The 12,530-nt window shown below is 47.6% G+C and carries 10 protein-coding genes; 7 read left to right on the top strand and 3 right to left on the bottom strand.

Annotated elements, in window-relative coordinates:
* The coding region (locus EHS89_RS16810; protein ID WP_211340361.1) for a putative Ig domain-containing protein at window positions 1-2,212 on the top strand (2,212 nt) is incomplete at its 5' end.
* A 174-nt stretch (window positions 2,213-2,386) separates the two neighbouring features.
* On the opposite strand, the gene EHS89_RS16805 is transcribed toward EHS89_RS16810, so the two are convergent.
* Window positions 2,387-2,695, bottom strand: a complete 309-nt coding sequence (locus EHS89_RS16805; protein WP_124927336.1) for an ArsR/SmtB family transcription factor — start codon at window positions 2,693-2,695, stop codon at window positions 2,387-2,389.
* Window positions 2,696-2,904: 209 nt separating this feature from the next.
* Between EHS89_RS16805 and EHS89_RS16800 the strand changes: the two genes are divergently transcribed.
* Genes EHS89_RS16800 through EHS89_RS16790 form a run of 3 tightly spaced genes read left to right on the top strand, consistent with a single transcriptional unit; the run spans window position 2,905 to window position 7,642 of the window.
* Window positions 2,905-5,484 (top strand): efflux RND transporter permease subunit, encoded by a 2,580-nt coding sequence (locus tag EHS89_RS16800; RefSeq protein WP_124927325.1) that lies wholly within the window; start codon window positions 2,905-2,907, stop codon window positions 5,482-5,484.
* On the top strand, window positions 5,477-6,283 hold the full coding sequence (locus EHS89_RS16795) for an outer membrane lipoprotein-sorting protein (RefSeq protein WP_124927324.1): 807 nt from the start codon (window positions 5,477-5,479) through the stop codon (window positions 6,281-6,283). Before EHS89_RS16800 ends, EHS89_RS16795 begins: the two co-directional genes overlap by 8 nt.
* 12 nt (window positions 6,284-6,295) lie before the next feature.
* Window positions 6,296-7,642: a hypothetical protein gene (locus EHS89_RS16790; protein ID WP_124927323.1), complete on the top strand. Its 1,347-nt coding sequence runs from the start codon at window positions 6,296-6,298 to the stop codon at window positions 7,640-7,642.
* A 59-nt stretch (window positions 7,643-7,701) separates the two neighbouring features.
* Here EHS89_RS16790 and EHS89_RS16785 read toward each other — a convergent pair whose 3' ends face one another.
* Both EHS89_RS16785 and EHS89_RS16780 read right to left on the bottom strand, forming a co-directional pair.
* Window positions 7,702-8,256 (bottom strand): DUF5610 domain-containing protein, encoded by a 555-nt coding sequence (locus EHS89_RS16785; RefSeq protein WP_124927322.1) that lies wholly within the window; start codon window positions 8,254-8,256, stop codon window positions 7,702-7,704.
* A gap of 82 nt (window positions 8,257-8,338) precedes the next feature.
* Entirely contained in the window at window positions 8,339-9,622 is a 1,284-nt protein-coding gene (locus tag EHS89_RS16780; protein WP_170167535.1) for a GGDEF domain-containing protein, read from the bottom strand.
* Between the two features lie 128 nt (window positions 9,623-9,750).
* Between EHS89_RS16780 and EHS89_RS16775 the strand changes: the two genes are divergently transcribed.
* From EHS89_RS16775 to EHS89_RS16765, 3 genes are all read left to right on the top strand, one after another.
* Window positions 9,751-10,284 (top strand): gamma-glutamylcyclotransferase family protein, encoded by a 534-nt coding sequence (locus EHS89_RS16775; protein ID WP_124927320.1) that lies wholly within the window; start codon window positions 9,751-9,753, stop codon window positions 10,282-10,284.
* Between the two features lie 123 nt (window positions 10,285-10,407).
* Complete coding sequence (locus EHS89_RS16770; RefSeq protein WP_170167534.1) at window positions 10,408-11,139, top strand: sulfite exporter TauE/SafE family protein; 732 nt, start codon at window positions 10,408-10,410, stop codon at window positions 11,137-11,139.
* Between the two features lie 98 nt (window positions 11,140-11,237).
* The gene (locus EHS89_RS16765; protein ID WP_124927318.1) at window positions 11,238-12,488 is read left to right on the top strand and encodes a DEAD/DEAH box helicase; all 1,251 of its coding nucleotides are present in this window, start codon (window positions 11,238-11,240) and stop codon (window positions 12,486-12,488) included.
* Window positions 12,489-12,530 lie beyond the last annotated feature (42 nt).

Below are 12,530 nucleotides of genomic sequence, written 5' to 3'. Positions count from 1 at the left end.
TGGCAATGACGTAATGCGTGGTGATGCGGGCAGTGACAGTATGACCTCAGGTGCGGGTAACGACCTACTGGAGGGCGGTGCTGGTGATGATAGTCTGAATGCAGGCGACGGTAATGATCAGATGGAGGGCGGCGAAGGCAACGATACTCTACAAGCCCGTTTTGGTCATAACAGCCTGTCTGGTGGTGATGGCGATGATGTTCTGAAGATCGACCGCTACAGTAACGGTTATAGCCAGCGGGGTTACAGCAACACGCTGGTTGGCGGGTTGGGTAATGACCGGCTGGAAGGCTGGACCGGAGCCGATACCTATCGGTTCAACCGGGGTGATGGTCAGGATACGATAAACGACTATAACAACGCTAATTACGGTGGTGCGGATAAGGTGATCCTGGGTGAAGGGATCCTGCGCGAGCATGTGTCTGTCAGCCGTGAGGGCAATCATATTGTGTTGTCGATCACCGATCCTGCCGGGGTGGCGGATGACAAGATAACGCTGATCAATGCGTTTAGTAACGCATACTCCAAGATGGAGTCGGTGGAGTTCGCCGACGGTACGATTTTGAGCAGTAGCTACCTTACTGAAGCTGCTTACAACAACGCCCCTCAGCTGATTGCTGAAATCTCAGATCAATCATTATCCGAAGGTTCTTTATTCTCCTACACTATCCCTCCTGAAAGCTTCACTGACCCCGATGCTGGAGATACTTTAAACTATCAGGTGACTGACGCCGATGGATCTGCTCTACCAGAGTGGCTGGCCTTTGATGCTGAAACACTGACTCTCTCAGGTACTCCTCCAATGGATGCCCCAAACTTGCAGCTAAAAGTCACAGCGACCGATAGCTACGGACTATCTGTCAGCAATGAATTCTCGCTAACGATCGAGCCTCTATATAATGAGATTGTGGGTACAAACAGTAAGGACGACATGCGGGGTACTGATGGAACTGATCATCTTTTAGGCTTGAATGGTGATGATATTCTTAGCGGACTTCAGGGTGACGACTGGCTTGAAGGTGGTGAAGGTAGAGATACCCTTTACGGTAATGAGGGAGATGATCGTCTTGAAGGGGGGAATGCCGTCGATAAGCTCTATGGCCATGCCGGTAATGATCACATTGTCGGTGGTGCTGGTAATGATGTGATGAACGGCGGTGATGGAGATGACATCTTCGTATTAACCGCAGGCGATAATGGTTTTGATACTGTATTCGGTGATCTCGGCTATGACATCTTGATGGGCACTGAGCAGGACGATCAAATTGCCCTTAAAAAACACAAACCTTACCAGTCTCTTGAACTGATTGATGGGGCTGAAGGCCACAATGTGATTATCGGGCATGACGGTAAAAACTACCTCGATTTATCCGAAACAGAATTAATTAATATTGCTCATATCGATGGCAGAGGGGGGAACGATACTCTGAAAGGCTCCGCTGGCAATGACCTCCTGATAGGGGGATTAGGCGATGACAGTCTCTTTGGTGGTGAGGGCGATGATCGATTCCTGACAGCATCTGAACAAGGGTATGACCGTTATAACGGTGGAGAAGGTTTTGATAGGGTGATAGCTACGGATGCTGATGATCAGATTGGCTTAAAGAGCCATGCCGCGACCAGTAGTATTGAACAGATCGATGGCGGTGCAGGCAGTAATATTATCCTGGGTAATCACATGTCTAACCGATTGATATTTACACAAACGGAACTTATTAATATTGCTGCAATAGATGGCGCTGCTGGTAACGATTATATCAAAAGCACTGATCTGAATGATGTATTGATCGGTGGAACAGGTAATGACCGTTTGTTGGGAGGCCTTGGCGGAGATGAATATCTGTTTGATGAAGGTGATGGTCAGGATGTTGTCTATGAGCTGAACGGAGGTGGAATAGATGATCTTGATCGCATTGTCTTCGGTCAGGCCGAAACCACCGATAGCCTGTGGTTTAGCCGTAACGGTGAAGACCTGGTGGTTGATGTGATTGGTAGTGATGATCAGGTAACGATTCAGCGCTGGTATAAAAGAGATACTTATAAGGTTGAACAGATAGAAACCCGCGATGCTATTTTGCACGATGAAAATGTCGATGCTCTGGTACAAGCAATGGCGGCATTTGATGCACCAACAGGTGTGGGTAGCGTGATACCGGATGAGGTTAAAGAGCAGCTACAGCCGTTGCTGTCATCGAGCTGGACGGTTGTTTAAGTGAACCTGAACCTGAACAAGCACTAAGAACCTGTCGTATAGCGGGTTTTTATGCCTACTGCCATGTAGTACTTATGCTTGGTATTGCCGGTTTTGAAGGTAGGATTAAAAAAGGGCTTATATTAAGCCCTTTTTTTTGTCGATAATTTATTATGCCGATAATTATTTCGCGGATCAGATCGTCGGACAGAACATCTCGTGTAGGGTATGGATAATACGGGTCGCAGTATTGCCTGACAGGGAGTAGTAGATAGTTTGAGATTCTCGGCGGGTGTTTACCAAGCCATCTTTTCGCAGTACCGCCAGATGTTGTGACAGCGCGGACTGACTCAGGTCCAGGCATTGATTAAGTTCGGTCACGGAAAGCTCTTTGCCATCCAGATAGCAGAGTATCAGCAGTCGACTCTCATTCCCCAGTGCTTTCATCAGCTTTGCGGCTTTGCTTGAATTCTCTTTCATCATCGCCAGGGTCTCTGGGCTCATCTGCTGATCTGTAATACTCAATGGTTTCTCCATCATCTTATTATTGCTGCAGCATTTTAAGGATCACTTTAAACCCCGCATATATCAGCCGATTCTAGAGTATTACCGGCTAAATCTCAATTTTCTAATGTAGCTCTTTAAAATATTAGTATATTCTAATATAATACATTCATTCGACAAAAAGTTATAACGTAAAACAGGTCTTCAACATGCTTAAATCCGCACTGATCAATCTGAGTATGAATCGCCCGAAAACGGTGTTCTGGGGGGTATTTCTTCTTGTTGTTCTGGCAGGCTTACAGATCCCTTCGATCAAGGTGGATACCGACCCGGAAAACATGCTGCCCCATGATAATGCGGCACGTTTATTCCATGATCAGGTTAAACAGACCTTCGGCCTGCATGACATGATTGTCCTGGGTGTGGTTAATACCGGTGAGCAGGGGATTTATAATCGTCAGAGTCTGACCGAGTTACAGACACTCTCTGAAGCGATCGTCGGGATGGAGGGTGTGATCAGTCAGGATCTTATGTCGCTGGACCGGGTTGATAACATCAGTCAGCTAAGCTCTGATAGCGACGGACCAGGTACTATCCGTTTTGAATGGATGATGAAACAGGTACCACAGGATCAGGCCGGCATCGACCAGATCCGTACTGCAGTTGAACGCTTGCCCCTGCTGAATAATACTCTGGTGTCCGGTGACGGACAGGCGGCGGGTATCTATATCCCGATTGTCAAAAAGTCCGAAAGCTACCGCATCTCCAATCTGATTCAGACAGAGATTGATAATCTGAAGGGTAGCAGTGAGTATTACATTTCAGGTTTGCCGGTCGCTGAGGATACCTTTGGTGTAGAGATGTTTATCCAGATGGCGATTTCAGCACCTTTAGCTGGTCTGATGATTTTTATTCTGATGTGGTTCTTCTTTCGTAGTCTGTTACTGATCAGTGCGCCAATGATTGTGGCGATGGGCTCAGTTATTATCACTATGGGACTATTGATTGGCCAGGGCTACACCGTGCATATCATGAGCTCAATGATCCCGATATTTCTGATGCCGATCGCGGTGGTTGATTCAGTGCATATCTTGTCGGAGTTTGCCGATCGCTATCGTCCGGGAGAGGATCCCAAAGCGGCGTTGAAAGAAGTGCTGAGTCATCTGTTTACACCGATGTTATTTACCTCAGTGACCTCGGCGGTAGGTTTTGCCTCGCTAGCCTTTACACCGATTCCACCGGTACAGATCTTCGGACTGCATGTGGCCTTCGGTATTATGCTGGCATTCCTGTTGACCATTGTTCTGGTGCCGGCTTATATCATCAGCTTGTCACCTAAGCGTATGGCCCAGTTGCAGGATCACAATATCGAAGAAGATGATCGCTCTCGCTTGGGACGGTTGCTGTCATATACCGGTCGCTTTTCTATTGCCAAAGCTAAGACATTGCTGGTGCTGTTTGTGCTGGTTATTGTCGGTAGTGGTTACGGCGTCGCACAGATTCAGATTAATGATAACCCGGTGCGTTGGTTTAAATCAGACCATCCGCTAAGGGTTGCTGACCGGGTGATGAATCACCATTTCCCAGGCACTTATAATGCATTCCTTGTGTTAGATAAATCAGGTGATCTTAAAACTGAACTACTGCAATCACTCAATGACAGAGCCGCTGAGCAGGGTGTCGATCTGCAGCCGCAACTGGCCGGGGTGTCCGGTGAAGACTTTACCGCTTATAGTGATGAGTTGATTAACCTGTTTGATCAACTTAGTTATGACGATGCAGATAATGAATCTTTATGGTTAGCGTTACTTGATCTGACTGAGCAGGCACAAAGCGAAGGGAAGTATTTTTTAACCCCTGAGGCGCTGCAATATCTGGACAACCTACAGAACTATCTCGATGGCTCTGAATATATTGGTAAGAGTAACGGCCTGCCTACTTTACTGAAAACCGTATACCGTGAATTGCAGGGAGGAGAGCAAGAACAGTATCGCTTGCCATCAAATGCAACCGCGGCGGCGCAGACAATCCTGAGTTTTCAGTCTTCACACCGACCTGATGATCTATGGCACATGGTAACCCCTGACTATCGTTCGACTGTTCTCTGGCTGCAGTTAAGTAGCGGTGATAATCAGGATATGAGTCAGGTGCTGGCACTGGTGGATGCCTATGTAGCTGAGCATCCTCTGCCGCAGGACGTAAAGCTTAACTGGGCAGGGCTGACCTATATCAACGTGGTATGGCAGGATGCCATGGTTAACGGCATGCTGAAGAGCCTGATGGGCGCTTTTGTGATGGTGCTGGTGATGATGGTTTTATTGTTCCGTTCGGTGAAAATTGGTCTGCTGTCGATGTTGCCTCTGACGGTCACTATCCTGTTTATCTATGGTCTGATAGGGGTAATCGGAAAAGATTACGATATGCCAATTGCGGTTCTGTCAGCGCTGACGCTGGGGCTGTCGGTTGATTTCGCCATTCACTTTCTGGAACGTACCCGGGCTATCTATCGTCGGTGTGGTGACTGGCAGCAAACCGTTAATGAAGTTTATAAAGGGCCATCCCGTGCCATCAGTCGTAACGCAGTGGTTGTCGCTATTGGCTTTACGCCACTACTGTTTGCGCCATTAGTGCCATATATTACGGTTGGTTTCTTCCTTGCCACCATTATGGCGGTATCGGCGGTTGTTACCATTGTTCTGTTACCTGCTGTAATGCAGATGATTAGTAATAAAGATGCACTATTCGGCGTTAAGAAAGACCAGTTAGAGAAGGAGAAAAGTCATGTTTAAGCATTTTTTAAGTATTGCTCTGGCTGGGGTATTAGGCCTGACTACAGCGGTGCAGGCTGAGGAACTAACCGATGTAAATGAGATTGTGAAAAAGGCCAATGTCGCATCCTATTATCGGGGTGATGATGGTCGCTCAGAAGCCCGCATGCTGATTGAAGACGCACAAGGTCGTAAGCAGCAGCGTCAGTTTACTATTCTTCGCCGTGATCACGCCGATGGTGGTGATCAGCAGTTTCTGGTGGTATTCAGTCGCCCTGCCGATGTGCGCAATACGGTATTTCTGGTTGAAAAGCATGCTCAGGGGGATGACGATCGCTGGCTCTATCTGCCGGGGCTGGATCTGGTTAAGCGTATCTCTGCCGGCGATAAGCGTACCAGCTTTGTTGGCTCACACTTTTTCTATGAAGATGTTTCAGGTCGCAATCTGAGCGATGATAATCATCGTTTACTTGAAACAAATGCTGAGCATTATGTTTTGGAAAGTAGCGCTAAAAATGCGGCTTCTGTCGAATTTAGTCGTTATCAGGTATGGATCGAAAAGAGCAGCATGCTGCCGGTTAAAATTGAATACTATAACGCCAACGATAAACTCTATCGTCGGGTAGAAGTGCTGGCTACTGAGACTATTCAGGGCTTTCCGACAGTGACTAAGTCAAAAGTCAGTGATCTGCTGAGTGGTGCCAGTACCACAATGGAGTTCCGTTTTATTCGTTACGATCTGGGTATGGAGACGGCTGTGTTTTCAGAACGTTCGTTACGTAACCCACCTCGTCAGTGGCTTAAGCGTCCGAAACAGTAGTGGAGAGCCGGAATGCTGAATAAAACTCAGACTGTATTGTTCCCTTTGTTGTTAGCGGGTTCTCTCATCACAAATCCCGTTATGGCCCAATTAGATGATCAATCAGATAATCAGTCTTCTGGCGATGCCCGGGCGGATGAAAGAAATGATGATAGCTGGGGTGATGACAGCTGGTCTGAAGAGGAATCGAGTGTTTGGAACGGCTTTATAGAAGCCGGCACAGGCCATCGGTTACAGGACGATCCGGCCCTCGATGAAGAATATACCTTAGCGGATATCCGGGTCAGACTGGAAACCAGCGGTTTTCACAATGACAACCGCTACAGTCTGAAGGCTGACTTTTATGCTGACGGCATAAAGCATGGAATGCGGGCGGATCTGCGCGAGGCATCATATAGCTTCAGCGCCACTGAATCGGTTGATATTAAACTGGGCCAACAGATACTGACCTGGGGAACCGGGGACCTTCTGTTTCTCAATGATATGTTCCCCAAAGACTGGCAGTCCTATTTCGCCGGGCGTGATACCGAATACCTTAAAGCGCCGGTAACCGCCGCGAAGGCCAGTTATTTTGGTGACACAGCCAGTCTGGATCTGGTGTGGATGCCTGATTTCACCTCTGATCGCTACATTAATGGCGACCGCTTCTCATGGTTTTCACCTCAGGTCGGCCAGAATGTGGCGGCACCTGCCGGTAAAATAGATGCTGAGGAGCCGTCTAACAGCTTTGCAAATGGCGAGTTAGCTGTACGTATTTCCGGTACTGTTAACAGTAACGAGTGGGCGCTTTATGGTTATCGTGGCTTTCAGAAACAACCCAATGGCCTGAATGCTCTGAATGAACCGATTTTTACCCGATTGGATGTGCTGGGTGCCAGCATGCGGGGTAATCTGGGGCAAGGGGTGGCTAACGCCGAAATCGCTTTGCATATGGCTGATGATAGCGCTGGCGATGATCCACTAAAACCCAATGATCAGTTTCGTTTTCTGTTGGGATATGAGCGGGAGCTGCTGCCTAAGTTAACCCTTGGGGTGCAGTATTATCTGGAACAGACGCTGGACTATACCGCTTTAGAAAGCGCGTCGGCATCTCCTTATCATCCCGCTCAATATCGGAACCTGTATACCGCCAGATTAAATTATCGAATGTGGCAGGATAATCTTATCTGGTCACTCTTTAGTTATTATTCGCCCAGTGATGATGATTATTTTATCCGACCATCGGTTAGCTATCGCTTTGATGATAATCTGAGCATGGCGCTGGGTGGCAATCTGTTTGGGGGCGATAACCCGCATACCTTCTTTGGTCAGTTTGAAGATGCCAGTTCGGTTTATGGGCGAATAAGGTATGCTTTTTGAGATTTAAAAAAAACGGTCTAAAGGCCGGTTTTTTTATTGAATACAGATGTTTAAGTTTATTATTCGGTACCCTGTGACTGCTGTTCCGGATTTAGCATTGTATCCATAAAGGCATTGAGCTTGGCCTGCACCAGATCGTAGGTCTGATCGATATTTGCAGCGATATCACCTTCCAGCACCTGTAAACCATCCAGAATCTCCCGGGCTTCGCTAAAACCCTGATCGATACCGCCTGAGATCAGATCAGTAAAAGAACGAACCTGAGTTTCAAAGTCCATTTCAGGATGCTGCGTCTGATAGCTGCTGAAAAAACCGGTGGTCATACTGACAATGCGTTCAGCGGTTGCTTCCGGGCTGACATCCAGGCCTGAGTCATAGGCCTGTTGGATTGAATTGTTACCCAGATCAGTTTCTAGCACCTTGTTCAGCTCTTCTACGGCGGTACGATAGAGCAGGGCAAGGGAATCGTTGCCACTATTAATACTCACCTGCAATGAGCTTTGTAGAATGGCCTGATTTTGTTGGGCTTTAGCCTGACTGGCAGAGGACTCGGTTTGCTTTGCGGGTTGGGTACCGGTCGAATTAGTCTGGCTTTGAAGTGGATTGATATCCATCACAACAGCTCCGTTAGAGTTTTAGTATGTATAGCGTAAAGAGATTATCGGCCGGTTGTATAGCAAGTTGCGTGAAAAATGTTCATGCGGTTGCCGTTACTTTAGGTTTTCGCGGTGACTTTGTGTGACTGGCAATGCAACGGTTCCGGCCTTGTTGTTTTGCCATATACAGGGCTTCGTCGGCTTGTTTTATCACCATCTGACTATCTTTATGCTGGTCTGTTTTTTGACATAAACCAATACTGATACAGACCTGTTCAGTGTCTTTGGTCGGGCCTCTCTTTTTACGCTTTTTACGACCTTGTTTTTCATCATCCGGTCGATCTTTATCCCTGATTCGCATGGGATAATCGGCAATGGCTTGTCGTACTTTATCGGCAATAGGCAGGGCTGTCGCTTCGTCCATTCCGCGGAATACCAATGTGAACTCCTCACCGCCGTAGCGGTAGACCGATGCACCTTTAGCCGCTTTCTTCATTTGGCTGGCGACCATTCGTAAAACCTGATCGCCCACATCATGGCCATAAGTATCATTAAACTTTTTAAAATGATCCACATCGACCATCGCCAGTGTATAGCGGCGTCCGGCGCTACTCAGGGTGTTCTCAAGCGCTCTGCGGCCGGGTAGCTGGGTTAGTTCATCAATAAAGGCCATGCTGTAGGAGTTAAAGAGAATGGTAAACAGAATCAGCAGTAAGCAGACACTGACGGCTGTCAGTGAAATGTAAGGCAGATTGAATAGCGAAATCATAATAGCACAGCCCAAACTAGCCGTTAGCAAGGCTGCATCAGCCAGTGTGCCTCTGAAATAGAGAATCAGGCTGCCAGCCAGTCCGGCAAGCAGAAATACAAATGCAGCCCACTGACTAATAAGCCAGTTCTCAAATGCCAGCTGAATTAATCCAACGGGTAGACTGCTGATCCAGTCGGATAGCAGATTATTGACGGCAGCCAGCCAACAGAACAGATAACCGGCAACAATGATAGGTAACCGTCTCGCCAGCCAACGCATACTTAGTCCCCGTTCGGGCAGGAAACTAATCAATATCTGAAGCGCAGGGAAGAGCAGGCTAAGTAAACTAAAGAGCACAAAGTTTGACGGAATATTCAGCGAGCTTTGTAACTGATGCTGAATCACCAGATACAGCAGTAACAGGTTTACCGTTGCCAGTAGTAACCTGCCCTGATTAAAACTGATGCAGAGCAGCAAGCTAATCACTGCCAGAAGCGTGGGTAGATGGCCTAATAATTTAAGAAGCGCGTAATCAAACTCCTGCAGCCAACCGTAGAATAGCGGTGATAACAGCGCTAAAGCCAACGCTGGTAACAGTAATTTAAGTGTTTTTAGTAGGTTATATTGCAGCAAACCGAATCCCCTGAATCTATGCCAACATCCTAGCATGATGTGCCCTGGCTGATGGCTTGACAGTAACCGGTTTGAGTAACCTGTTGTGTTGCCGAGAGTTTTTCATACAAGCTAAAGCTGTATCGATATTGAGCTATGCTCAAAAGATGGATGACATTCTTAATTATTTTGCCTATGGCTCCAATATGTCACTGGCTCGTATCAGAGCCAGAGTGCCTGGTTGTGTTTTTAAAGGTCGGGCAGTGTTAGCCCGGCATCAGTTGAGATTCCATAAAAAGGGCCGCGACGGTTCGGCCAAGTGTGATGCGTTTTATACCGGGGATAATGAGCATGTTATTCATGGCGTCTTATTCAGCCTGACAACGGGCGAAAGGATTGTGCTGGATAGTTATGAAGGTTTGGGGAAGGGATATGAGCGAAAACAGATCCTGCTACAGCAGGATAGCCTGAGCTTTTCCGCCTTTCTTTATTACGCCACTGCTATTGATGCCAGGCTACAGCCTTTTAACTGGTATAAACAGCACGTTATAACTGGCGCTGAAGAGGCCGGTTTACCCTCAGCTTATATCAATTATCTTTGCTCTATCAGTTCTGTCAACGACCCTGATGTTCGGCGAACAGCTGAGCAGCTGGCGATTTATCAGACAGATATCCTTGCCTAATATTGGCTCTATTTCAAGGCGATAGCTGGTGCTGTTTATGCATTAGTTAAAGCCGGACACTGAAAGAAGCGTTAGGGGCTTATTCGCCGGCTCCTTAATTCGTCATCTTTCATGGAGTGTCTAATGTCGCCAATAGAATGGCTGTTGCTGGGTCTTGTCGTTATGGTTGCCGGTTTAGTCCGGGGTTGTATCGGGTTTGGCTTTTCGTCATTGGTGGTGGTTTCAGCAACGCTATTTTTAGAACCCGTGCTAGTGGTGCCTATGCTGGCGATGTTAGAAATAGTAGCCAGTGCTCAGATGATTATTCATTCCTGGCGTGATACTGCCTGGTCTGTGTTGTGGCCTCTGTTAGGAGGAACACTCATAGCAACGCCGGTGGGGGTTATGCTGCTAGTGATATTGGAGCCGGATATAGTGCGTTTGCTGATCTCAGTGATGGTGCTGATACTCAGCCTGTTGCTCTTCAGCGGCTGGCAGTATAAAGGCAGCAGTGGCGTGAAGACCTTAGCGGTACTCGGGATGGGATCGGGGATCTGTAATGGCACGGCTGCGGTAGGGGGGCTGCCTGTTGCTGTGTTTCTTACCGCCACCAATATTGAGATCCGCACGTTAAGGGCTACGTTGGTGATGTTCTTTCTGGCCACCGATATTATTCTGCTGATGTCATCGGCGGGGCATGGTCTGGTTAATAAAGCCTTATTACTGCAAAGCCTGGTAATGGTCTTGCCTATGTTATGCGGTATCTTTATCGGCTCTCATCTGTTTGAGCGTCTGCCTGAGCAACTATTGAGACGATGTGTAATCGGCATGTTGATGTTGCTGTCTATTACCGGAATTATGCTGGCTCTGATGTGAACGAATAAGGGGGTATTTTCCAGGATGCCGGCTATCACTGCCTGATCTGAGCGACCAATCTGGTAATATAGCGGTAAATTTTCAGACAGAAAGCGGCTATGCAATTCAGCGAAACAGGTATTAACGCAGCACTGATCAGTGCGGTAACTGAGAAAGGCTATCAGGTAGCGACTCCCATTCAGGAACAGGCTATTCCGGTAATTTTGCAGGGTAAAGACCTGATGGCCGGAGCCCGCACCGGTACCGGCAAAACAGCGGCCTTTGCTCTTCCATTACTACAGCGTATTACTGAGGCAAAGTTCAAGGCCGAGCGCTCACAACAAGAGAGAGACGTTTCTGTTATCAGGGGATTGGTATTGATTCCGACCCGTGAACTGGCGCGACAGGTGCACCGGAGCTTTATCGCTTACGGTTGTCATACTCAGCTCAGGTCGGTACTTGTGTACGGAGGGGCCTCAATTGACGAGCAGATACTGCAGCTGGAACAAGGTGCAGATATCGTTATCGCCACACCGGGCAGGTTATTAGACCTGTTGTTTAAGCAAAAACTTGATCTGAGTGCCGTAGAAACACTGGTATTGGATGAAGCTGACCGGATGTTGGATATGGGGTTCAGTGAAGATATCGCTAAGATTCTAAAACAACTTCCCATTGAACATCAGTCACTGCTGTTTTCGGCGACCTTTGATAATCAGATATTTAAGTTTAGTAAGCAGTTGCTTAACAAGCCTGCGCTAATCGAGGTTGATAAGCGTAACAGTGCCGCGATTGATGTGTTACAACGGATTTATACTATCGATCCTGATCGCAAAGCGGCAGCCACTGAATATTTGTTGAAAACCCAGGCCTGGCAACAGGTGCTTATCTTTTGCCGGACAAAGCAGCAGGTAGATAAGCTGACACAGACTTTGACAGAAGCGGGTATCAGTAGTGCTGCAGTGCACGGGGATAAAAGTCAGAAGCATCGTAATACTGTGTTAGAGCAGTTCCGGGAGGGGCAGCTGCAAGCGCTGGTGGCCACAGATCTGGCGGCCAGAGGCCTGGATATAGAGCAGTTAAGTGTAGTACTTAACTATGCATTGCCATTTAATTCTGAAGATTATATCCATCGAATCGGTCGAACCGGTCGGGCAGGTAATAGCGGCGAAGCTATTTCACTGGTCAGCCCAGAAGAGTCTGAGCTGTTGGATGCAATTCAGGAACGCCTGGATAGCCAGTTATTACAACAGTGGCTAACCGGCTTTGAGCCGGATATGAATCGTAAACTCAACAGGGCTCGTAAAGGCAGCAAGGGGAGTCAGAAAAAGAAAGCGTTAGCCCGTGCTTTAGCGAAATCGAAGCAGCGTTAATGAATCTGGAAGCCGTTAGAACTCTCTCAATACAATTTAAAA

The organism is Amphritea balenae (genome assembly GCF_003858655.1).
GTDB lineage: Bacteria > Pseudomonadota > Gammaproteobacteria > Pseudomonadales > Balneatricaceae > Amphritea > Amphritea balenae.
The sequence above is the reverse complement of the archived record's forward strand: the minus strand, read 5'-3'. Positions and strand labels throughout refer to the sequence as shown.